This is a genomic window from Mycobacterium sp. NGS50 (assembly GCF_059812545.1).
This window is the reverse complement of record NZ_JCALCW010000015.1, coordinates 20,860-42,506: the sequence shown is the minus strand read 5'-3', so window position 1 is coordinate 42,506 and position 21,647 is coordinate 20,860. Positions and strand designations below refer to the sequence as shown.

Sequence of the window (21,647 nt, the reverse complement as noted above, 5' to 3'; positions counted from 1 at the left end):
GCCGACTCGCGGATAATGATAATCATATTCATTAAGGCCGGTGTGTTCGGCGCAGCCCGCGACCAGGGGAGGATCCGCTATGACGGTGATCGCCCCACTGGGCCCGTTGTGGATGGCCTCGCCGCCGGAGGTGCATTCCACCCTGCTCAGCAGCGGCCCGGGACCGGGTCCACTGCTGGCGGCCGCCGCGTCGTGGGCGTCGTTGAGCACCGAATACGCCGAGGTGGCCGACGAATTGCAGGCGACGCTGGCCGCGGTGCAGGCGGGCGCGTGGCAGGGGCCGAGCGCCGAAAGCTATGCGGTGGCCCACCAGCCGTATCTGGCGTGGCTGGCCCAGGCCAGCGCCGACAGTGCCGCGACGGCCGCCCAACACGAGACGGTCGCCGGGGCGTACAGCACCGCGCTGGCGACCATGCCGACGCTGCCCGAGTTGGCCACCAATCACACCGTCCACGGTGTGTTGTTGGCGACCAACTTCTTCGGGATCAACACCATCCCGATCGCGCTGAATGAGGCCGACTACGCCCGGATGTGGGTCCAGGCCGCCAGCACCATGACCGCCTATGAGGCGGTGTCGGAAAGCGCGGCGGCGGCGACCCCGACCAGCGTCGCGGCGCCGCAGATCGTGCAGGCCGATGAGGGCGGGCATGACCACGGCACCGACCCCACCGTGGACAGCCCGCTCGATGAGTTCATCGCCGACGTCCTGCGCAACATCAGCAACGGCCAGATCAACTGGGATCCCGCCCACGCCTTGATGAACGGGATTCCCTACGACCAATACACCGATCCGACCCAGCCGATGTTCTGGCTGGTTCGGAGCCTGGAGCTGATGGAGGATTTCCAACAGTTCGGCGTCTACCTGCAGCAGAATCCCGCGTTGGCCTTCCAGTACCTGGTGCAGCTCATGGAGTTCGACTGGCCCACCCACATTGCGGAGATCGTCACCGGGCTCAGTCAATCGCCGCAGCTGCTCTCGGTCGCGCTCGCCCTCACCGTCGCGCCGGTGGCGGCCGTGCCGGGTCTGGCCGGCCTGGCTGGGCTGGCCGCCATCCAGCCTGCGGCGGCGATCCCACTTCCGGCGCCGGTTGAGCCGACCGTGTTTCCGGCCGCCGGCACCGCGCCGACCTTCGGCGGGGCGGGGGCGGCTCCGGCATCGGCGCCGGCCCCGAGCCCGGCGCCTGCCGGCACGACGGTCGCCGGGTCCGCACCGCCACCCGCGGGGCCGCCGCCGGTCGGTGGGGCCGGATTCTTCCCGCCGTTCCTGGTCGGACCGCCGGGCATCGGGACCGGTGCGGGCCTCAGTGTCAGTGCGAGCGCCAGTGCCGGCGCCAAGAAGAAGGCGCCCGCCCCGGACAGTGCCGCCGCGGCAGCCTCCGCGGCAGCGCGCGAAGCGGCACGTGCGCGACGGCGTCGGCGCAAGGTGCAACACGATTCCGGCCACAAGTTCATGGACATGGACGTCGATGTCGAGCCCGACTGGGCCGGACCGGGGTCAACCCCGGCGCCCGATCGCGGCGCCGGGCCGCTCGGGTTTTCCGGGACGGCCCGTCGATCGCGGGTGGCGGTGGCAGCGGGTTTGACGATGCTGGCAGGCGACGAGTTCGGCGGTAGTCCGCAGACCCCGCTGGTCCCCGAGACCTGGGCCGACGGCGGCGACGCGGACTAGACGCTCCTGTTGATTCTGCGCCTAGGGCGTCGCCCACTCGACCTTTTGTGCCCTGAACGCAGAGTCGACGGCCACGCCTGGGCCCCGCCGACCGCACCACGCGAGGTCGAATCTTGTCCATTTTCTTGCACTCCGGTCCACTTATTGATAATGATAATCATATTCAATAAGTGCGAGAAGGGGTCGGCATGGCGGGGATTGCGCGAGCGGACCGATGACGGCGCCGGTGTGGATGGCCTCGCCGCCGGAGGTGCACTCGGCATTGTTGAGTACCGGGCCGGGACCGGCTGCGCTGGTGGCCGCTGCCGGGGCGTGGTCATCACTGAGCGCGCAGTATGCGTCCTTGGCCGACGAACTGACCGTGGTCCTCGGCGGGGTACAGGCGGGGGCCTGGCAGGGTCCCACCGCTGAGCGGTACGTGGCTGCGCACGCCCCCTACCTGGCCTGGCTGACGCAGGCCAGCGCGGACAGTGCAGCCACAGCGGCCCAGCACCAGACGGTGGCCGGGGCGTACACCAGCGCGCTGGCGGTCATGCCGACACTGGCTGAGCTGACCGCCAATCACGTCACCCACGGTGCCTTGCTGGCAACGAACTTCTTTGGGATCAACACCATTCCAATCGCGCTCAACGAAGCGGACTACGTGCGGATGTGGGTTCAGGCCGCGACCACGATGACCGCCTACCAGGCCGAGTCCGACGCGGCGGTGGCAGCCGCGCCCTCCAGCGCGGCAGCTCCGCCGATCGTGCACGGCGACGAGCACGACCACGACCACGACCATGGGGACGGCATCCACGACGGCGACCTGACCCCGACCGACCCGGAATGGTGGCAGGACTTCGGCGGCGAACTGGTGGAGTACGCCGAAATCGTGCTCAACGATCTGCTGACAGATCCGGCCGCGCTGCTGACCGACCTTCCGGTCATCTTCGCCGACCTGACCTTCCATGCCAGCCAGCTGGCCGCGACGTTGACTCAATTCGCCCCGGCCCTGATCCAGCCGGCGTTGGGCCTGGCGTTGACGAATGTGGGCTGGGCGGTCGGGTTGGCCGGCCTGGCAGGCATTCAGCCGGCCCCGTCGGCCCCGGTCGACGACGGTGCCCCCGTCGCCCAGCCCGCGGTGTTGCCGGCAGCCGGAGGCGTCCCGATGACGAGTACGGGCCCCGCGCCGGCCCCGGCGCCGGCCCCGACGACCGCACCGGCGCCCACGGCGACCGCGGCGGCCGGCACCGCACCGCCGTCGGCGCCGCCGGCCCCCGGCGCTGCGGGATTCTTCCCTCCCTACGTGATCGGCCCTCCCGGCGCGACCCGTTGGATGAGCAGCGACGCGCGGGCCGGCGCCCGGCGGACGGCGTCGGCACCGGCAAGCGCCGCCGCGGCGGCGGGCACCGCGGTGCGCGAGCAGGCCCGCGCCCGGCGGCAAAGGCGTGCCGTCCGGCGCGCGGCGGGCGACGAGTTCGTGAACATGAACGTCGAGGTCGACCCGGAATGGGGCGCCCCGCCCGGTAGTGCGAGCGTCGCCTCCGATCGGGGAGCGGGAACGGTGGGATTCACCGGGGCGCAATCCCAGGGCGATACGCCGGCAGCGGGTCTGACGATGCTGTCCGGGGACGACCGCGACGGTGGACCGAGCATGCCGCTACTGCCACGGACCTGGGCCCACGAGTAAGCCAAACCGAACCGGTGCGCTTTAGGGCACCAGCACGATGGAGCCGACCGTCCGGCGGTCCTGCAGGTCGCGGTGGGCCTGGGCCGCGTCGGCGAGCGGATATCGCTGACTGACCGTCACCTCGATCGATCCATCGGCGACCGAATCGAGAACTTCGCCTGCCCGCCAGTTGAATTCATCGGCGGTAGCGATGAAATGCGCCAGCGTCGGCCGGGTCAGGAATACCGATCCGGCCGCGTTGAGCCGTTGCGGGTCGACCGGGGCGACCGGCCCGCTGGCCGCGCCGAACAGCGCCAGGGTGCCGCGCACGGCGAGACTGGCCAGGCTGGCATCGAAGGTGGCCGCACCGACCCCGTCGTAGACCGCGGCGGCGCCCCGGCCGTCGCTGAGTTCGCGTACCCGCGCCCCGAACTCGGCCGGGTCGTCGCCGGGATAGTCGAGTACCTCGACGGCGCCGGCCTGCCGCGACAATTCGGCCTTGGCCGGCGTGGACGCCGTGGTGATCACCCGGGCGCCGAGCGAGGTCGCCCACTGGGTCAACAGCAGCCCGACCCCGCCGGCGCCGGCGTGCACCAGCAGTGTGTCGCGCGCCTGTACCGGATACACCGATTTGAGCAGGTAATGCGCGGTCATGCCTTTCAGTAGCACTGCCGCCGCCACCGCCGAGTCGACACTGTCAGGGACGAAGGCGACAAAATCGGCGGGAGCGGTACAGAATTCGGCGTAGGCGGCATTGGTGGCGGCGGTGACGACCCGGTCGCCCACGGTGAGCGCGGCAACGTCATCGCCGACCGCGGCGACCGTGCCGCAGACCTCCTGGCCGACCACGAACGGCAGTTCGCGGGTATAGATCCCGGACCGGAAGTAGGTGTCGATGAAGTTGACGCCGATCGCATCGGCCTTGATCAACACTTCGCCGGGTGCGGGCGAGGGCTGGGGCAGGTCGACGTAGCGCAGAACGTCCGGTCCGCCGAGCTCGGCGACTTCGATGGCGTGCATGCCGACCAATGTAAAGCGTGCGCGATCATGTCGCCGTGACGCAGCCGGTCGCCAGTCAATATCATCCGCTGGTATGAAACTGGGCCGACCGGATGCGTTTCACCCGCGGATCGTCTTCGCGGGCCGCCCCGGGTGTCAGGAACGCGACGGTGACGATGCCGGACTTGTCGCGGCACTGCGCAACCGGGGTCTGCACGCCCGCTGGCTGTCCTGGGACGACCCGGCCACCCTGCGCGCCGATTTGGTGATTCTTCGTGGCGTCGAGGCACGCTGCGGCGCTGCGGCGTTGCTGGACTGGGCTCGCCGGGTCCCGGTGCTGCTGAACCATCCTGACGTGATCGCCTGGAACACCGACGAGCACTATCTGCGAGATCTCGACTGGGCCGGCGTCCCCACCGCGCCGGCACGCCGCCGCCGACCGGCGACGCATCCGGATCAGACGGCGCTGGTCTTCTTCGGGGGCGCTCAGGCGTATGCATTCAGTCCGGCGATCGGGGCCGAGGTCGACGAACCCGACTTCGAACTCTGGGATGTGGGCCGGGCCGCACTGCACACGGCCGCCGCCCGGGCGGGCGTCCCGGCCGCGGAGCTGCTGTGCGCGCGCGCCGACGTCGTCGGCGGCCCTGGTGAGGTGCGGTTGGTCAGCCTGGATCTGGTCGCGCCGCCGCTGGGCTGGAAGCTGCTCAGCGACTACACCCGCGATGTTCAGCAGCGGGAGTTCGCGCTGGCCGTGGAGTCAGCCGTGGAGCGGCTCGGGCTGGGTCCGTTCTCGCATCGACGCCCATAGTGCGGCGCTGGCCGCGGTGCACAACGCCGCACCGGCGACGTGGGCGGCCACCAGCGCGGCCGGCACCCCGGTGTAGAACTGCACGGTGCCCAGCAGTCCCTGGCCGCACACCAGCGCGATGAGCACACCCATCCGCAGCAGCACCGGTTTGGTGGCGCGCACCGCCAGCAGCCCGAAAGCCAGCCCGATGAGCAGGGCCAAGAAGGCCACCAGCAGCGACGAATGCACGTGTACCAGCGTGGTGATCTCGACCCGCAGGCGCGCGATCGGCCGGGCCGCGCTGCGGTCCCCGGCGTGCGGGCCGGCGGCGGTGACCAGGGTGCCGGTTACCAGCACCGCGGCCAGCGTCACCGCGCACAACAGCGTCAATGCCCGCAGTGGGGCAGGCACCAGGCGACGCACCACGGCGTCGTCGTCGGGTTCTCCCACCTTGACGTAGAGCAGCACCGCCAGCCACACCATCGCCATCGAGACCAGCAGATGCAGGGCCACCGTCCACCACAGCAGCCCGGTTCGCACGGTGATGCCGCCGATCACGGCCTGCACCACCGTCGATGCCGGCATCAGCCAGGCGTAGACCAGAACTTCGCTGCGACGGCGGGCGCGGGTGGCGGCCAGCACCGCTGCCGCAGCCGCGACCAGTACCGCGAACGTCACCATCCGGTTGCCGAACTCCACCGCCTGGTGGATGCGCGGGACCTCGGCGATCGCGACGGGGGTGTAGCTACCCGGGAAGCATTGCGGCCAGGTCGGACAACCCAGTCCCGAAGCGGTGACCCGCACGATGGCGCCGGTGAACGCGATGCCGCCCTGGGTCAAGATGACGGCCGCCGCGATCAGCCGCTGAACACGCAGGCTGGGGGAGGGCAGCAGGTCCACCACTCGCAGCAGGAACCGTCCGACGGGCACCGACCGATGGTAGGCCACCTGCAACTACATCCTGTAGTAGGGGTGCGTCCGTGCGCCGCCGGGTTTTCGTCGAGATTGCATCGTGGTAGGGAAACTGCGAGTGGCGATGTACGTCAGTGCAATCTCACGGCGTCGGCTGCGGCGCGGTCAGGAGAACCGGAACCAGCGCAACGCCCCCAGCGCCGCCAGCACCCCCCAGACCGTCAACACCGCGAAGCCGAACCAGTCCACCGACAGCTCCATCGCCTGCGACAGCGCCTCGGTCAACGCCCCCGACGGGGTGAGCCGGGCGACCCACTGAAGCGCCGTCGGCACGGTGTCGTTCTCCAGGGTCAGCGCGCCCAACCCGCCGAATACGAACCACATCAGGTTGGCGACGGCCAACACGATCTCGGCCTTCAGGGTGCCGCCCAGCAACAGGCCCAGCGCGGCGAAGCCGGCGGTGCCCATCGCGATCACCACCGCGCCCAAACCGAGGCCGGCGATCTGCGGCTTCCAGCCGAGTGCAAAACCGATCGCACCGAGCAACACCGACTGCAGAAAGACCACCGTGACCACCGCCAGCGATTTGCCGGCGATGATGCCCCATACCGGCAGCGCGGTGGCACCGAGTCGTTTGAGTGCGCCGTAGCGACGGTCGAAGGCGACGGCGATGGCCTGCCCGGTGAACGCGGTGGCGATAACGGCCAGCGCCATGATCAGCGGCACGAAGGTGCCCGCGCGGTTCTCGCCGAACTCGCCCAGCGGCAGCAGCGTCAGGCCGACCAGCAACGTGATCGGGATGAACATGGTCAGCAGCAGCTGCTCACCGTTGCGCAGCAGGAGTTTCAATTCGAGGTTGTATTGGGCGGCCAGCATCCGCGGGACCGTGCTGGGCCGCGGGTCGGCGGCGAAGGTGCCGGGTGCGAAATGCGGGGCGTTCACGGCCGTACCTCCCTGCCGGTCAGATCCAGGAACACGTCTTCCAGACTGCGCTGCTCCACCCGCAGGTCGGTGGCCAGCACGTCGAGGCGCGCGCACCAGGCGGTGACGGTGGCCAGCACCTGCGGGTCGATCCGGCCCTCGACCAGATACTCGCCGGGCGTCACCTCGGTCACCCGGTAGTCCTCCGGTAGCGCCGCCAGCAGCAGCGACAGGTCCAGGCGGCGCGGCGCGGTGAACCGCAACTGGTCTTTGGCCCCGGTGCGGGTCAGTTCGGCCGGCGTTCCGGCGGCCACCTGCACCCCGCGGTCGATGATGACCAGGCGGTCCGCGAGCTCCTCGGCCTCCTTGAGGTGGTGGGTGGTCAGCACCACGGTCACGCCGTCGCGGCGCAGCGCGTCGATGAGCTCCCACACCAGAACCCGGGCGTGTGCGTCCATCCCCGCGGTGGGTTCGTCGAGGAACACCAGCTCGGGTCGGCCGACCAGCGCGCACGCCAGCGCCAGCCGCTGCTGCTGCCCGCCGGATAACCGCCGGTAGGTGGTGCGCGCGGCATCGGTGAGTCCCAACGTGTCCAGCAGCCACTTCGGATCCAGCGGGTTCGCCGAGTAGGAGGCCACGAGGTTGAGCATCTCGGCGGCGCGCGCGGCGGGGTAGCCGCCGCCGCCCTGCAGCATCACCCCGATGCGCGCCCGAACCTGGGCGTTGTCCGCGATCGGGTCCAACCCGAAGATCTCGATGGTTCCCGCGTCCGGGCGCACAAAGCCCTCGCACATCTCGACGGTTGTCGTCTTGCCGGCCCCGTTGGGGCCCAGCAGCGCCAGCACCTCGGCGGGGTGCACATCGAGGTCAAGATCGCAAACCGCCTCGGTCGCGGTGGAGCCGACACCGTAGCGTTTGCGCACCCCGCGCAACCGCACGGGGATCTGCGCGGACGAATTCACGGGGACTCAGCGTAGGCGTCCGGCGCCACCGACGGTTGCTGGGCCTCTGGCCGGGGGGTCTGCGCGGGGGTCGGTGTCTCGACCGGCAGCCGCCGCCAGGGCAGCCAGCGCTGGGTCAGCCCGATCAGCAACAGCACGACCAGGGTGCTGGCCAGCGTCGCGTCCACGATCTGAAACAACGCGAAGCGGTCGCCGTTGGCGGTCGGACCGAAGACGCCGACGATGATCGTCACGACGATGACCGCGATCCGGAAACCCGGGCGGGTGGCCCAGGCCGCCAGCGGGATGATCGCCCACAACAGGTACCAGGGCTGCACCACCGGGAAGAGCAGCACAGTGATCCCCAGCGCGACGCCCAAACCGCCGACCGGATGCAGTCGGCCGCGCAGCACCAGCACCAGCAGCCAGGTCACCATCACCCCGATGATCAGGACGCCGATCGCGCGGGTCAGCGACAGCACCGCGGTGGTGTGATCACCCAATCCGAGCAGGATGCCGACCTGTCCGGTGCCCAGCGCGATCAGCGTCGGCGGTGACATCCAGCTGCGGACCACGTTTGCGGTGCCCAGCGTGTAGATCCAGCCGAAGCCCAATCGGCTCGCCCACCCGATGACGACCATGACGGCCAGCGCCAACACCGCCATCGACCCGCCGGCCAGCAGGAACGCGCGCAGGTTTCCGCCCCAGCGCCAGGCCAGCGCCATCGCCACGAACCCCAACGCCAGCAACGACGGGAGCTTCACCTGGGAGGACAGCGCGATCAGCACCGCGCCGATCAGCAGCATGCCGGTGGGCGCCCACGCCAGCCACTGCTCGCGGCCGCCGGGCCAGCGCAGCGGTGTCGGCATCAAGGGGCGGCCGGATTCGACCCCGCGCAGGGCGAACTCGGTGCCGGTGAGCATCAGGCCCAACATCAGCGCCTCGTTGTGAATACCGGCCACCAGGTGCATCAGCAGCAGGGGATTGGCGGCTCCCAGCCACAGCGCGCTGACCTCGGCCACCCCGCATCGGCGGGCCAACCGCGGGGTCGCCCACACGATCAGGCCCACCCCGGCCAGCACCACCACCCGGTGGCAGAGCACCGCGGCGACGATGTTCTCACCGGTCAGCGCGGAAATGCCCCGCCCGATCCACAGGAACAACGGCCCGTAGGGCGCCGGCGTCTCCCGCCACAGGCTGGGCACCGAAAGGGTGAACACATGCCCCAGACCCAGGCCTGGTGCCGGACCCACCACATACGGGTCCAGGCCCAGCCGGGCGATCTGGCTCTGCGCCAGATACGAGTACACATCCTTGCTGTACATCGGGGGTGCGACCAGCAGCGGCACCATCCACAGCAGCAGGGTTTGGTCCAGCTGGCTGCGCGACATCTGCCGGCTGCCCAGCGCGAAGCGGCCCAGCATCAGCCACGCCAGGGCCATCATCACCGCACCGGTGGTGGTCATCGTCAACGACACCGTCTGGATACGGGACGGCAGGTTGAGCAGCCGCACCCCGAAGGTCGGGTCCTGCACCACCGGGCGGGCCCCGGCGCCCAACGCGCCGATGCCCATCAGCACCGTGCCGGTGGCGCCGAACAGCCGGGTGCGCTTGAGGACGACCAGTTCGGCCGGCTGCAGCGGCGAGCCCACCGCCCGTTCATCGCCGTGCCAATGGGCGATCGTGGTGCTCAGCGAGTGCTGGCGGGCTGCCATCCCAGCAGCGTAACCGCAGGGTTACTGCCCGACCGCTGTGAGCAGCGCAACTGTGACTGAGGCTAGCCTTGCTAGACCCGTCGGCGGAATTGCGTCACACTGGTGTTGTGAAAATCCGGACGGAGATCGACGCTGGTGCGCGCACCGGTCCGTCTGGGCACGGTGCGGACCCCGCCGCTGCGGCTGCCAGCCACGACGGCCACACCCGGCGCGCCGTGGTGCGGCTGCTGATGGAGTCCGGCTCGATCACCGCCGGGGAGATCGGCGACAGCCTGGGCCTGTCCGCGGCCGGTGTGCGGCGCCACCTCGAAGCCCTGATCGAGGCGGGTGAGGCTGAGGCGCACGCCGCGGAACCTTGGCGGCAGATCGGTCGCGGCCGGCCGGCCAAGCGCTACCGGTTGACCGCGGCGGGCCGCGGGAAGCTGGAGCACAGCTACGACGACCTGGCCTCGGCGGCGATGCGGCAGCTGCGCAAGATCGGCGGCGACGATGCGGTGCGAACCTTCGCCCGCCAGCGCATCGACACCATCCTGTCCGGCGTCGAGCCCGTCTCCGGCAGTGACGTAGAGGCGTCCGCTGAGCAGATCGCCGAGGCCTTCACCCGGGCCGGGTACGCCGCGTCCACCACGCGGGTACGCGGGCCGCTGCCGGGGGTGCAGATCTGCCAGCACCACTGCCCGGTCTCGCATGTCGCCGAGGAATTCCCGGAGCTGTGCGAAACCGAACAACAGGCGATGGCCGAGGTGCTCGGCACGCACGTGCAGCGGTTGGCGACCATCGTCAACGGCAACTGCGCCTGCACCACCCACGTTCCACTGACGGATACCAACCCCTAGTACCGACCTTCGGCGCACAGCTCGCGTCGAAGCCACCCACGAGCAAGCAAGGAGGGTCGAATGACGACCACGCCCGAGCTTCACCAGTCCGAGCCCTTGACCAGGGAACCGCTGTCGCAGGAAGAGGCGATCGCGTCGCTGGGCCGCTACGAGTACGGCTGGGCCGACGCCGACGACGCCGGTGCCAGCGCGCAGCGCGGGATCTCCGAAGCGGTGGTGCGCGACATCTCGGCGAAGAAGAACGAGCCGGAGTGGATGCTTGCGACCCGGCTGCGCGCCTACCGGACGTTCATGAAGAAGCCGATGCCGACCTGGGGCTCCGACCTCGAGGGCATCGACTTCGACAACATCAAATACTTCGTTCGGTCCACCGAGAAGCAGGCCCAGAGCTGGGACGACCTGCCCGAGGACATCCGCAACACCTACGACCGGCTCGGGATCCCCGAAGCGGAGAAGAATCGCTACGTGGCCGGGGTGGCGGCCCAGTACGAGTCCGAGGTGGTGTATCACCAGATCCGGGAAGACCTTGAGCAGCAAGGGGTTATCTTCCTGGACACGGACAGCGGGCTGCGTGAGCACGAAGACATCTTCAAGCAGAGCTTCGGCACCGTGATCCCGGCCGGCGACAACAAGTTCTCCGCGCTGAACACCGCCGTCTGGAGCGGCGGCAGTTTCATCTACGTGCCGCCCGGTGTGCACGTCGACATCCCGCTGCAGGCCTACTTCCGGATCAACACCGAAAACATGGGCCAGTTCGAGCGGACGTTGATCATCGTCGACGAGGACGCCTACGTGCACTACGTCGAGGGCTGCACCGCGCCGGTGTATTCGTCGGCGTCGCTGCACTCGGCGGTGGTGGAGATCATCGTCAAACCCGGTGGCCGGTGCCGCTACACCACCATCCAGAACTGGTCGAACAACGTCTACAACCTGGTGACCAAGCGGGCCCGCGCCGAAGCCGGCGCCACCATGGAATGGGTGGACGGCAACATCGGCTCGAAGGTCACCATGAAGTACCCGGCGGTGTGGATGACCGGTGAGCATGCCAAGGGCGAGGTGCTCTCGGTGGCGTTCGCCGGGGAGGACCAGCACCAGGACACCGGCGCCAAGATGCTGCATCTGGCGCCCAACACGTCGAGCAACATCGTGTCCAAGTCGGTGGCCCGCGGCGGTGGCCGGTCCTCCTACCGAGGGCTGGTCGAGGTCCACAAGGGGGCTCACGGGTCGCGCTCCAGCGTGAAATGTGATGCGCTGCTGGTCGATAACGTCAGCCGCAGCGACACCTACCCGTACGTCGACATCCGCGAAGACGACGTCACCATGGGCCACGAGGCCACCGTCTCCAAGGTCAGCGAGAACCAGTTGTTCTATCTGATGAGCCGCGGCCTGACCGAGGACGAGGCGATGGCGATGGTGGTGCGCGGCTTCGTCGAGCCGATCGCCAAGGAACTGCCGATGGAATACGCGCTGGAGCTCAACAAGCTGATTGAGCTGCAGATGGAAGGCGCGGTGGGCTAGTGGTGACCAACCTGACCGAGGCCGTTGAAGGAACCGCGGGGGTGGCCGTCAACAAGGGCGAACAGTTCACCTCATTCGATGTGGATGCCTTCGAGGTTCCGCACGGCCGCGACGAGGCCTGGCGGTTCACCCCGCTGCGCCGGCTGCGTGGTCTGCACGACGGGTCCGCAGCCGCAACCGGTTCGGCGACGATCGAGGTCGTCGAGCATCCCGGCGTGAGCGTGGAGGTCGTCCACCGCGGCGACGACCGACTGGGTGCCGCCGGCGTGCCCGCCGACCGTGTTGCCGCTCAGGCGTTCTCGTCGTTCAACTCGGCGACCGTGGTCAGCGTGGCGCGGGACACCGTCATCGAGGAACCGATCGAGATCACCGTCACCGGGCCGGGGGCGGGCGCGACCGCCTTCGGGCATCTGCAGGTGCGTGTCGCTGAGCTGGCCCGTGCTGTGGTCGTCATCGACCAGCGCGGCGGTGGAACCTACGCCGACAACGTCGAATTCGTGGTCGGCGACAGCGCGCATCTGACCGTGGTATCGATCGCCGACTGGGCCGACGACGCGGTGAACGTCACCATGCATCACGCCGCGTTGGGCCGCGACGCCGTGCTGCGGCACACTGCGGTGCAGCTCGGCGGCGAGCTGGTGCGGCTGTCCGGCCGGGTGCGGTTCGACGCCGCCGGCGGCGACGCCGAGATGCTCGGGCTCTACTTCGCCGACGACGGTCAGCATCTGGAATCCCGGCTGCTGATTGATCACGGACAGCCAAACTGCCGCTCGCACGTCATGTACAAGGGTGCGCTGCAAGGCGATCCGGATTCGGCGCGCCCAGACGCACGCACCGTGTGGGTGGGTGACGTGTTGATCCGCGCCGACGCCGTCGGCACCGACACGTTCGAAGTCAACCGAAACCTGGTGCTCACCGACGGTGCCCGCGCCGACTCGATCCCCAACCTGGAGATCGAGACCGGCGAGATCGTCGGGGCCGGTCACGCCAGCGCCACCGGCCGCTTCGACGACCAACAACTGTTCTACCTGCGGGCCCGCGGCATCCCCGAGGACCAAGCCCGTCGGCTCATCATCCGCGGCTTCTTCGGGGAGATCATCGGCAAGATCGCCGTCCCCGCCGTCCGCGAGCGACTCACCGAGGCCATCGAACACGAACTGGCCCTGACAGAATCGAGCACAACAGCCTCATGACCACCCTGGAAATCAAGGACCTGCACGTCAGTGTCGCCCCCACCGAAGGCGCCGGCGATGCGATTCCGATCCTGCGGGGCGTTGACCTGACGGTGCGCTCGGGGGAGACCCATGCACTGATGGGGCCCAACGGATCCGGCAAGTCCACGCTGTCCTACGCGGTCGCCGGTCACCCCAAGTACACGGTGACCTCCGGATCGATCACCCTCGACGGCCAGGACGTGCTGGCGATGAGCATCGACGAACGTGCGCGTGCCGGACTGTTTCTGGCCATGCAATACCCGGTCGAGGTGCCGGGGGTGTCGATGTCGAACTTCCTGCGGACCGCGGCGACCGCGGTGCGCGGCGAGGCACCCAAGCTCCGGCACTGGATCAAAGAAGTGCGGACCGCCATGCAGGAGCTCGAGATCGACGCCGCGTTCGCCGAGCGCAGCGTCAACGAGGGCTTCTCCGGCGGCGAGAAGAAGCGCCACGAGGTGCTGCAGCTGGCTCTGCTCAAGCCCAAGATCGCGATCCTGGACGAGACCGACTCGGGCTTGGACGTCGACGCCTTGCGGGTTGTCAGCGAAGGCGTCAACCGTGCCATGGAAAGCGACCAGCTCGGTGTCCTGTTGATCACCCACTACACCCGAATCCTGCGTTACATCCGGCCGCAGTTCGTGCACGTGTTCGTCGGCGGCCGGATCATCGAGTCCGGCGGTCCGGAACTGGCCGACGAGCTCGAGGAGAACGGCTACGAGCGCTTCACGCAGGCGGCGGCAGCAGGGGCGTGACGTGACGGAGTTCGACGTCGACGCCGTCCGTGGCGATTTCCCGATTCTGTCCCGGGTGATGCGTGGCGGAAACCGGTTGGCCTACCTGGACTCCGGCGCCACCTCGCAACGCCCGGTGCAGGTGCTCGACGCCGAGCGTGACTTCCTGACCACCTCCAACGGGGCGGTGCACCGCGGCGCCCATCAGCTGATGGAGGAATCCACCGACGCCTACGAGGACGGCCGCGCCGCGATCGCGGCGTTCGTCGGAGCCGACGCGGACGAATTGGTGTTCACCAAGAACGCCACCGAATCGCTGAACCTGGTGTCCTACGCCATCGGCGACGACCGGTACCCCGGAGCCGTGGGGCCCGGCGACGTCATCGTGACCACCGAGCTCGAACACCACGCCAATCTGGTGCCGTGGCAGGAGCTCGCGCGGCGCACCGGTGCCACCCTGCGCTGGTACGAGGTGACCGACGACGGCCGCATCGATCTCGACTCGCTGCAACTCGACGAACGGGTCAAAGTCGTCGCGTTCAGCCACCACTCCAATGTCACCGGCGCGATCGCCCCGGTCGCCGAGTTGGTGGCGCGGGCCCGGGCGGTAGGGGCGTTGACGGTACTCGACGCATGCCAGTCGGTGCCGCACCAGCCCGTCGACCTGCACGCGCTGGATGTCGACTTCGCCGCATTCTCAGGTCACAAGATGTTGGGGCCCAACGGAATCGGTGTCCTGTACGGCCGCGGGGAGGTGCTGTCCGCACTGCCGCCGTTCTTGTTGGGCGGCTCGATGATCGAGAGGGTGACCATGGCGGCCAGCACCTACGCGCCACGTCCGCAGCGTTTCGAGGCGGGCACCCCGATGACCTCGCAGGTCGTCGGGCTGGCCGCCGCCGCCCGCTATCTCGACGCGATCGGCATGGACACCGTCGCCGCCCACGAACATCGGTTGGTCGCCGCCACCCTGGAGGGTCTGGCCAGCATCGACGGCGTCCGCATCGTCGGGCCGACGAATCTGCAGCACCGCGGATCCCCGGTGTCGTTCGTCGTCGACGGGGTGCATGCCCACGACGTCGGGCACGTCCTCGACGACGACGGTGTCGCCATCCGGGTCGGCCACCACTGCGCAATGCCGCTGCACCGCAGATTCGGGGTCGCGGCCACCGCGCGGGCATCGTTCGCTGTGTACAACACCCTCGACGAGGTCGAGCGCCTGGTGGCGGGGGTGCGACGCGCAGTCAAGTTCTTCGGTGAAGGGTGACGGCGGCGTGCGGCTAGAGCAGTTCTACCAGGACGTGATCCTCGACCACTACAAACATCCGCAGCATCGTGGGCTGCGGGAACCGTTCGGAGCGCAGGTGTTCCACGTCAATCCGACGTGCGGCGACGAGATCACATTGCGGGTCGCGCTGTCCGAGGACGGTGAGCGCGTCGACGACGTCTCCTACGACGGTCAGGGATGTTCGATCAGTCAGGCGGCGACGTCGGTGTTGACGACGTTGGTGATCGGGGAGACGGTGGAGCAGGCGTTGGCCACCTTCGCCGCGTTCCACGAGATGGTGTCCTCGCGCGGTCAGGTCGAGGGCGATGAGGACGTGCTCGGCGACGGTGTGGCGTTCGCCGGTGTTTCCAAGTACCCAGCCCGGGTGAAATGTGCTCTGCTGGGTTGGATGGCGTTTACCGATGCCCTGAACCAGGCAAGGGCGGAACGACGAACCCTCGGTCAGACCGGGGCGGAAAAACAGGAGATGCACCAATGAGCGAAATCGCCTCAGCACACGATGCCCTGCTCGCCGAGGTCGACGAGGCGCTGCACGACGTCATCGACCCCGAACTCGGCATCAATGTGGTGGATCTGGGCCTGCTGTACGGCTTGCAGGTCGGCAACGGCGAGGAGGGGCCGGCCGCCACGCTCGAGATGACGCTGACTTCCCCGGCTTGTCCGCTGCAGGACATGATCGAGGATCAGGCGCGTACCGCGCTGGTCGGCTCCGGGCTGGTCAGCGAGATGACGGTCAACTGGGTCTGGAATCCGCCGTGGGGCCCGGACAAGATCACCGATGACGGGCGCGAGCAGCTGCGGGCGCTCGGCTTCACCGTCTAGTTTTCCGCGGTCGGCGCCGCACCAGCTCGTGCCACTCCGCGACGCGGCCCCGGCCGGGCAGCTGCCTCAGCGGTGCGGGATCGCGGGGATGTGCGGGACGTGCGGGATATGCGGGATCGCCGGGATGTGGAACGGCAGGTGATGGTGTGGGCGGCCAAGCGGCGGGCACGGCTCGAGGTCGATGGTCGCCGCGTGCAGCACACCGCCGCCGGCGGTTCCCTGCGCCGCCAGGCACTTGCCCGCGGTGATCGCTTCAGGGCCGGTGATGGCGTGCTTGGTGTAGTCGGTCGCGTCGGTCAATGTCACCGTGGTGGCTTTGGCCTTGCCGGTGGGATCGGTGACGGTCACGGTGTCGGCGCTGACCGCATCGACGGGTCCGAAGACATGGGTCGTCGTCCCCGGCTCGGACGGAGGCGGGCCCGGCGGTGGTGGACACCCGCCGTCCACAGCCGGGTCGATCACCACGGATTGCGCGGTGATGGTGTTGGCGGGCGCGGCGCCGGCCGGGGCGACCGCCACGTCGACGCAGCTGCCGACGGTGACGTCGGGCCGCTGAGCCTTGGTCAGTTCGGTGACCATCGTCGTCGGTGCGAGGTCGACCGTGGCCGCGGTTCTGTTGCGCTGGGTGAGCCGGATCGTGTTGCCCGCTACCGAATCGACCAGGCCTTCGATGTGGTCGTGGCCGATCGGGGGCGGCGGTGGTTTGGCCGCGGTGGTGGTGCTGGTGGTGGCCGCGGGTGCTGAGGTGCTCGCCGTTCCGGGGTTCTGATCGTTCGCCCCGCATGCCGCTAGCGCCACGGTGGTGGCCGCGGTGAGCATGGCGGTCGCGACCCGGGTCAGGTGGCTCGGACACGTTGCAGACATCGACGTTTCTCCGATCGCGAAGCTGGGGTGCGGATACCCGTTGTGGCGGCAGAATCCACAGCGCAGACGGTGCGCAGCGCCGTGCACCCACTCCAACACTAGAGTTGTGTCGTGTTCTGGTTGTGCCGGACCTGTGGTGTCGAACACTCCACCCGGACGGATGTCTGCGCGATCTGTGCCGACGAGCGGCAATGGGTGCCCCGCGAGGGGCAGCAATGGGTGACGCTGGATCAGCTGGCCACCGAGGGCATGCGCGCCGAACTCACGTCCATCGAGGACGGGCTGGTCGGTGTCGGTAGCGCCCCGCCCTTCGGCATCGGTCAGTTCGGCAAGCTGGTGTGCACGCCCGGGGGCAATGTGCTGTGGGATCCGCCTGGCTTCCTCGACGATGCCGCCGTGGCCGCTGTGCTGCAGCACGGTCCGGTCACCGCCATCATCGCCAGCCACCCGCACATGTACGGCGCCCAAGTGGAGTGGAGCCACCGACTCGGTGGTGTCCCGGTCTACGTCAACGCCGCTGACGCCGATTGGGTGATGCGGCCCGACCCGGTCATTCGGCAATGGACGGACACGCTTGCGCTGACCCCGTCGCTGTCGGTGATCCGGGTCGGCGGGCACTTTCCGGGCAGCGCGGTGGCGTGCTGGAGCGACGGCGCCGACGGCCGCGGGGTGCTGCTGGTCGGTGACACAGTCTTCCCCAACCCGGACCGGCGCACCGTCAGCTTCCTGCGCAGCTACCCCAACCGGATCCCGCTGTCGGCCGCGGTCGTGCAACGAATGGCCGAGACCCTGGCCGGGCTGCGGTTCGACCGCATCTACGGCCTGTTCAGCAACGTCATCGACACCGACGGGCAGGGCGCCGTGCAGCGTTCGGCGGTCCGCCACGCCGCCTGGGTGCGCGGTGACTACGACCACCTGACCTGAGGGGTCCCGCCGCCGCGGGAACACCGCGGCGTGCCCTGACGTTGGGGCAGACATGGCTACCCAAAACCTCACCGCCGAACAGTTCAATGCCACCGTCAACGACAACGACGTCGTGCTGGTCGACTTCTGGGCGTCGTGGTGCGGGCCGTGCCGCGCGTTCGCGCCGACCTTCGAAGCGTCCTCGGAGAAGCACCCCGACGTGGTGTTCGCCAAGGTCGACACCGAGGCCGAGCAGGAGTTGGCGGCCGCCGCCAGCATCCGGTCGATCCCGACCCTGATGGCGTTCAAGAAGGGGCATCTGGTCTTCAACCAGGCCGGCGCACTGCCCCCGGCAGCGTTGGAGGACCTGGTGAAGCAGGTCAAGGACCTCGACGTGGAGGCGGCGCTGGCCGCGCAGGACAAGCCCGAACAGGTGTGATGACCGGCACGCGATAGCGTGCATCCGTGACTTCCGCGAACAGCTTCGTTCTCGTCGACCACCCCCGTCCCGGGGTCGCGCTGATCACCCTGAACCGGCCCGAGCGAATGAACTCGATGGCGTTCGACGTCATGGTCCCGCTCAAGCAGGTGCTGACCGAGATCACCTACGACAACGATGTCCGCGCGGTGGTTCTCACCGGGGCCGGCAAGGGTTTCTCCTCCGGCGCGGACCACAAGTCGGCGGGCAGCGTCCCGCACGTCGCGGGCCTGACCAGGCCGTCCTACGGGCTGCGGTCCATGGAACTGCTCGACGACGTCATCCTCGCGCTGCGACGGCTGCATCAGCCGGTGATCGCCGCGGTCAACGGCGCCGCGATCGGGGGCGGGCTGTGCCTGGCCCTGGCCGCCGACATCCGGGTCGCCGCGTCGGGAGCCTATTTCCGGGCGGCCGGGATCAACAACGGGCTGACCGCCAGCGAGCTGGGGCTCAGCTACCTGCTTCCCCGGGCGATCGGCTCGTCGCGGGCGTTCGAGATGATGCTCACCGGCCGGGACGTGGATGCGGGCGAAGCCGCGCGGATCGGGCTGGTGTCGAGCGCGGTGCCCGACGCCGACCTGCTGGAGACCTGCTATGGCATGGCGATGAGGATCGCGGCGTTCTCCCGCCCCGGCATCGAGTTGACCAAGCGCACACTCTGGAGTGGGCTCGATGCCGGTAGTCTAGAGGGACATATGCAGGCCGAAGGGCTGGGACAGCTGTATGTGCGCCTGCTGACCAGCAATTTCGAAGAAGCTGTCGCCGCGCGGGCCGAGAAGCGTGCGGCGGCCTTCACCGATGACAAATAGCCCAGTACCGCCGAGAAGTAACTAGATCAGGAGTGTCCGCGTGATTACCGCTACGGACCTGGAGGTCCGCGCCGGGGCGCGCACCCTGCTCGCCACTGAAGGTCCGGCGCTACGGGTGCAGCCCGGCGACCGGATCGGACTGGTCGGGCGCAACGGCGCCGGCAAGACCACCACCATGCGAATCCTGGCGGGGGAGGGCGAACCCTACGCCGGCACTATCGCGCGCTCCGGTGAGATCGGTTACCTGCCACAGGATCCCAAAGAGGGCAATCTCGACGTGACCGCCCGGGACCGGGTGCTGTCCGCGCGCGGACTGGACACCTTGCTGGCCGAGCTGGAGAAGCAGCAGGCCCTGATGGCCGAGGTTGCCGACGACGCCGAACGTGACCGCGCGATCCGCCGCTACGGCCAGCTGGAGGAACGGTTCTCCGCACTGGGCGGTTACGGCGCGGAAAGCGAAGCCGGCCGCATCTGCGCCAGCCTGGGCCTGCCCGAGCGCGCCCTCACTCAACAGCTGCGCACGCTGTCCGGGGGTCAGCGTCGCCGCGTCGAGCTGTCCCGCATCCTGTTCGCAGCATCCGATAGCGGGGCGGGCTCGTCCACGACGCTGCTACTCGACGAGCCGACCAACCACCTGGATGCCGACTCGTTGGGCTGGCTGCGCGAATTCCTCAGGGCCCACACCGGCGGGCTGGTGCTGATCAGCCACAATGTGGAGCTGCTGGCCGATGTCGTCAACCGGGTCTGGTTCCTGGATGCGGTGCGCGGCGAAGCCGACGTCTACAACATGGGCTGGCAGAAGTACCTCGATGCCCGCGCCACCGATGAGCAGCGGCGGCGCCGCGAACGCGCCAACGCCGAACGCAAGGCGACCGCGCTGCGCACCCAGGCCGCCAAACTCGGTGCCAAGGCCACCAAAGCCACTGCCGCGCAAAATATGTTGCGCCGTGCCGACCGCATGATGGCTGCCCTCGATGAGGAGCGGGTCGCCGACAAGGTGGCCCGGATCAAGTTCCCCACCCCGGCCGCATGCGGCCGGACCCCGCTGGTCGCCACCGGATTGACCAAAACCTACGGCTCGCTGGAGGTGTTCACCGGCCTCGATCTGGCCATCGACCGGGGATCGCGGGTGGTGGTGCTGGGTCTCAACGGTGCCGGCAAGACCACGCTGCTGCGGATTCTGGCCGGAGTCGAGACCGCCGACACCGGCGACATCGAGCCGGGACACGGCATGAAACTGGGCTATTTCGCCCAGGAACACGACACCCTCGACAACGCCGCCACGGTCTGGCAGAACATCCGCCACGCCGCACCCGACACCGGCGAGCAGGATCTGCGTGGCCTACTGGGGGCGTTCATGTTCACCGGGCCGCAGTTGGACCAGCCGGCCGGCACCCTGTCCGGCGGCGAGAAGACCCGGCTGGCGCTGGCCGGGCTGGTGGCGTCGACGGCGAACGTGCTGCTGCTCGACGAACCGACAAACAACCTCGACCCCGCCTCCCGCGAACAGGTGCTCGACGCGTTGCGCAGCTACACCGGCGCGGTGGTGCTGGTAACGCACGACCCGGGAGCCGCCGAGGCACTCGACCCGCAGCGGGTCGTGCTGCTGCCCGACGGTACCGAGGACTACTGGTCGCAGGATTACCGCGACCTGATCGAACTCGCTTAGAGCCTGCCGCAACGTAGTTCGGCAAAATCGCCCGCGGTGGGCAGTTGCTTTCTACCCTGAGTGCGTTGAGGACCGACGGCGCCACCGGGGAGGCAATGATGACGAAGACGAAGACGCCGCGCGACCAGCTTGTCGTCGAGCTGCGAACCGCCTACGAGGGCGGGGCCAGTATCCGCACTCTGGTGGCGTCAACCGGTCGGTCGTATGGAACCATTCACAGCCTGCTGCGTGAATCGGGCACCACGATGCGCAGCCGCGGCGGCCCCAATCACCGAACCCGTTCGCGATAGTCGTCGGCGCCCGCGCCGAACGTTCGCGCACGGAGTACACGCTCGCCGTTGTGACGTCACCCCGACGAGCGGTGCCGCACTGAATCTTCCACCAGATCGAGCACCGCGGTCAGCCGTTGCGGATCCTCGCCGGAGGCCAGCCGGGCCACCAGCCCGTCGAGCACCAGATCCAGGTAGCAGTGCAAGACGTCGCTGGCGACGTCGTCGCGGACCCGCCCGGCCTGCTTCTGCCGGCGCAACCGGTGTGTGGTCGCGTCCGCCAGTTCGGCGGAACGCTCTGCCCAGCCGCGCTGAAACTCGGGGTCGTGGCGCAGTTTGCGGGCGATCTCCAACCGGGTGGCCAGCCAGTCGAACTGCTCCGGCGCGGCCAGCATGTTCCGCATCACCTGGATGAGGCCCTCGCGGGAGGCGACTTCTGCCATCCGTTGCGCGTCTTCGCGGGCCAGCTCGAAGAACAGCGTGTCCTTGTCCCGGAAGTGATGGAAGATCGCTCCGCGGGACAGCCCGATGCTCTGCTCCAGCCGACGCACGGTTGCCTTGTCGTAGCCGTGCGTGGCGAAGCAGCGTCGAGCTCCGTCGAGGATCTGGCGGCGCCGGGCCGCCAGGTGATCCTCGCTGACCCTGGGCATGAGGTGA

22 protein-coding genes are annotated in these 21,647 nt (G+C 68.9%); 15 read left to right on the top strand and 7 right to left on the bottom strand.

Annotation, left to right across the window (positions count from 1 at the left end):
- The first annotated feature begins 79 nt into the window (after positions 1-79).
- Together AC5Y36_RS12570 and AC5Y36_RS12565 are read left to right on the top strand one after the other, a co-directional pair.
- The gene (locus AC5Y36_RS12570) at positions 80-1,669 is read left to right on the top strand and encodes a PPE family protein (protein WP_500041242.1); all 1,590 of its coding nucleotides are present in this window, start codon (positions 80-82) and stop codon (positions 1,667-1,669) included.
- A gap of 214 nt (positions 1,670-1,883) precedes the next feature.
- Complete coding sequence (locus tag AC5Y36_RS12565; protein WP_500041241.1) at positions 1,884-3,338, top strand: PPE family protein; 1,455 nt, start codon at positions 1,884-1,886, stop codon at positions 3,336-3,338.
- A gap of 21 nt (positions 3,339-3,359) precedes the next feature.
- On the opposite strand, the gene AC5Y36_RS12560 is transcribed toward AC5Y36_RS12565, so the two are convergent.
- Positions 3,360-4,337 carry a quinone oxidoreductase family protein gene (locus AC5Y36_RS12560; protein ID WP_500041240.1) on the bottom strand — a complete coding sequence of 326 codons (978 nt, stop codon included), beginning with the start codon at positions 4,335-4,337 and terminating at the stop codon, positions 3,360-3,362.
- A 73-nt stretch (positions 4,338-4,410) separates the two neighbouring features.
- On the opposite strand from AC5Y36_RS12560, the gene AC5Y36_RS12555 reads away from it, so the two are divergent.
- Positions 4,411-5,124 (top strand): DcsG N-terminal domain-containing protein, encoded by a 714-nt coding sequence (locus AC5Y36_RS12555; RefSeq protein WP_500041239.1) that lies wholly within the window; start codon positions 4,411-4,413, stop codon positions 5,122-5,124.
- Here the strand turns inward: AC5Y36_RS12555 and AC5Y36_RS12550 are convergent.
- The 4 genes from AC5Y36_RS12550 to mptB all read right to left on the bottom strand — a co-directional run bounded on the left by AC5Y36_RS12550 (position 5,074) and on the right by mptB (position 9,592).
- Entirely contained in the window at positions 5,074-6,006 is a 933-nt protein-coding gene (locus AC5Y36_RS12550; protein WP_500041319.1) for a COX15/CtaA family protein, read from the bottom strand. The two genes, AC5Y36_RS12555 and AC5Y36_RS12550, sit on opposite strands and share 51 nt — an antisense overlap.
- A 174-nt stretch (positions 6,007-6,180) precedes the next feature.
- Positions 6,181-6,957 carry an ABC transporter permease gene (locus tag AC5Y36_RS12545; protein ID WP_500041238.1) on the bottom strand — a complete coding sequence of 259 codons (777 nt, stop codon included), beginning with the start codon at positions 6,955-6,957 and terminating at the stop codon, positions 6,181-6,183.
- Entirely contained in the window at positions 6,954-7,898 is a 945-nt protein-coding gene (locus AC5Y36_RS12540; RefSeq protein WP_500041237.1) for an ABC transporter ATP-binding protein, read from the bottom strand. Before AC5Y36_RS12540 ends, AC5Y36_RS12545 begins: the two co-directional genes overlap by 4 nt.
- Positions 7,895-9,592 (bottom strand): polyprenol phosphomannose-dependent alpha 1,6 mannosyltransferase MptB, encoded by a 1,698-nt coding sequence (gene mptB, locus AC5Y36_RS12535; RefSeq protein ID WP_500041236.1) that lies wholly within the window; start codon positions 9,590-9,592, stop codon positions 7,895-7,897. The genes AC5Y36_RS12540 and mptB overlap by 4 nt, the downstream gene beginning before the upstream one ends.
- A gap of 68 nt (positions 9,593-9,660) precedes the next feature.
- Between mptB and AC5Y36_RS12530 the strand changes: the two genes are divergently transcribed.
- Genes AC5Y36_RS12530 through AC5Y36_RS12500 form a run of 7 tightly spaced genes read left to right on the top strand, consistent with a single transcriptional unit; the run spans position 9,661 to position 15,998 of the window.
- Positions 9,661-10,428 carry a helix-turn-helix transcriptional regulator gene (locus tag AC5Y36_RS12530; RefSeq protein WP_500041235.1) on the top strand — a complete coding sequence of 256 codons (768 nt, stop codon included), beginning with the start codon at positions 9,661-9,663 and terminating at the stop codon, positions 10,426-10,428.
- A 60-nt stretch (positions 10,429-10,488) separates the two neighbouring features.
- Positions 10,489-11,946, top strand: a complete 1,458-nt coding sequence (gene sufB, locus AC5Y36_RS12525; protein WP_500041234.1) for a Fe-S cluster assembly protein SufB — start codon at positions 10,489-10,491, stop codon at positions 11,944-11,946.
- A 2-nt stretch (positions 11,947-11,948) separates the two neighbouring features.
- Positions 11,949-13,139: a Fe-S cluster assembly protein SufD gene (gene sufD, locus AC5Y36_RS12520; protein ID WP_500041233.1), complete on the top strand. Its 1,191-nt coding sequence runs from the start codon at positions 11,949-11,951 to the stop codon at positions 13,137-13,139.
- Complete coding sequence (sufC, locus tag AC5Y36_RS12515) at positions 13,136-13,912, top strand: Fe-S cluster assembly ATPase SufC (protein ID WP_500041232.1); 777 nt, start codon at positions 13,136-13,138, stop codon at positions 13,910-13,912. Before sufD ends, sufC begins: the two co-directional genes overlap by 4 nt.
- 1 nt (position 13,913) lies before the next feature.
- Positions 13,914-15,155, top strand: coding sequence for a cysteine desulfurase (locus AC5Y36_RS12510; RefSeq protein ID WP_500041231.1), 1,242 nt, complete (start codon positions 13,914-13,916; stop codon positions 15,153-15,155).
- 7 nt (positions 15,156-15,162) lie between these two features.
- A complete protein-coding gene (gene sufU / locus AC5Y36_RS12505) occupies positions 15,163-15,654 on the top strand; it encodes a Fe-S cluster assembly sulfur transfer protein SufU (protein WP_500041230.1) in 492 nt (163 codons plus the stop codon).
- The gene (locus AC5Y36_RS12500) at positions 15,651-15,998 is read left to right on the top strand and encodes a metal-sulfur cluster assembly factor (RefSeq protein WP_500041229.1); all 348 of its coding nucleotides are present in this window, start codon (positions 15,651-15,653) and stop codon (positions 15,996-15,998) included. The genes sufU and AC5Y36_RS12500 overlap by 4 nt, the downstream gene beginning before the upstream one ends.
- A gap of 66 nt (positions 15,999-16,064) precedes the next feature.
- Here AC5Y36_RS12500 and AC5Y36_RS12495 read toward each other — a convergent pair whose 3' ends face one another.
- Positions 16,065-16,862, bottom strand: coding sequence for a DUF5666 domain-containing protein (locus AC5Y36_RS12495; protein WP_500041228.1), 798 nt, complete (start codon positions 16,860-16,862; stop codon positions 16,065-16,067).
- Positions 16,863-16,973: 111 nt separating this feature from the next.
- On the opposite strand from AC5Y36_RS12495, the gene AC5Y36_RS12490 reads away from it, so the two are divergent.
- The 5 genes from AC5Y36_RS12490 (at position 16,974) to AC5Y36_RS12470 (ending at position 21,011) form a co-directional block, all read left to right on the top strand.
- Positions 16,974-17,786 (top strand): MBL fold metallo-hydrolase, encoded by an 813-nt coding sequence (locus tag AC5Y36_RS12490; protein ID WP_500041227.1) that lies wholly within the window; start codon positions 16,974-16,976, stop codon positions 17,784-17,786.
- Between the two features lie 52 nt (positions 17,787-17,838).
- On the top strand, positions 17,839-18,204 hold the full coding sequence (gene trxA, locus AC5Y36_RS12485; protein ID WP_500041226.1) for a thioredoxin: 366 nt from the start codon (positions 17,839-17,841) through the stop codon (positions 18,202-18,204).
- A gap of 26 nt (positions 18,205-18,230) precedes the next feature.
- Positions 18,231-19,052, top strand: coding sequence for an enoyl-CoA hydratase (locus AC5Y36_RS12480; protein WP_500041225.1), 822 nt, complete (start codon positions 18,231-18,233; stop codon positions 19,050-19,052).
- A gap of 40 nt (positions 19,053-19,092) precedes the next feature.
- Positions 19,093-20,721, top strand: a complete 1,629-nt coding sequence (locus AC5Y36_RS12475; RefSeq protein ID WP_500041224.1) for an ABC-F family ATP-binding cassette domain-containing protein — start codon at positions 19,093-19,095, stop codon at positions 20,719-20,721.
- A gap of 98 nt (positions 20,722-20,819) precedes the next feature.
- A complete protein-coding gene (locus AC5Y36_RS12470; protein ID WP_500041223.1) occupies positions 20,820-21,011 on the top strand; it encodes a helix-turn-helix domain-containing protein in 192 nt (63 codons plus the stop codon).
- A 56-nt stretch (positions 21,012-21,067) separates the two neighbouring features.
- Here AC5Y36_RS12470 and AC5Y36_RS12465 read toward each other — a convergent pair whose 3' ends face one another.
- A complete protein-coding gene (locus tag AC5Y36_RS12465) occupies positions 21,068-21,640 on the bottom strand; it encodes a TetR/AcrR family transcriptional regulator (RefSeq protein WP_500041222.1) in 573 nt (190 codons plus the stop codon).
- Positions 21,641-21,647: the final 7 nt, after the last annotated feature.

Bases quoted from the DNA above. Each gene is read 5' to 3' on its own strand.
- AC5Y36_RS12570 (WP_500041242.1), top strand. From the start codon at position 80: ATGACGGTGATCGCCCCACTGGGCCCGTTGTGGATGGCCTCGCCGCCG.
- AC5Y36_RS12565 (WP_500041241.1), top strand. From the start codon at position 1,884: ATGACGGCGCCGGTGTGGATGGCCTCGCCGCCGGAGGTGCACTCGGCA.
- AC5Y36_RS12560 (WP_500041240.1), bottom strand. From the start codon at position 4,337: ATGCACGCCATCGAAGTCGCCGAGCTCGGCGGACCGGACGTTCTGCGC.
- AC5Y36_RS12555 (WP_500041239.1), top strand. From the start codon at position 4,411: ATGAAACTGGGCCGACCGGATGCGTTTCACCCGCGGATCGTCTTCGCG.
- mptB (WP_500041236.1), bottom strand. From the start codon at position 9,592: ATGGCAGCCCGCCAGCACTCGCTGAGCACCACGATCGCCCATTGGCAC.
- sufB (WP_500041234.1), top strand. From the start codon at position 10,489: ATGACGACCACGCCCGAGCTTCACCAGTCCGAGCCCTTGACCAGGGAA.
- sufC (WP_500041232.1), top strand. From the start codon at position 13,136: ATGACCACCCTGGAAATCAAGGACCTGCACGTCAGTGTCGCCCCCACC.
- AC5Y36_RS12500 (WP_500041229.1), top strand. From the start codon at position 15,651: ATGAGCGAAATCGCCTCAGCACACGATGCCCTGCTCGCCGAGGTCGAC.
- AC5Y36_RS12495 (WP_500041228.1), bottom strand. From the start codon at position 16,862: ATGTCTGCAACGTGTCCGAGCCACCTGACCCGGGTCGCGACCGCCATG.
- trxA (WP_500041226.1), top strand. From the start codon at position 17,839: ATGGCTACCCAAAACCTCACCGCCGAACAGTTCAATGCCACCGTCAAC.
- AC5Y36_RS12470 (WP_500041223.1), top strand. From the start codon at position 20,820: ATGACGAAGACGAAGACGCCGCGCGACCAGCTTGTCGTCGAGCTGCGA.
- AC5Y36_RS12465 (WP_500041222.1), bottom strand. From the start codon at position 21,640: ATGCCCAGGGTCAGCGAGGATCACCTGGCGGCCCGGCGCCGCCAGATC.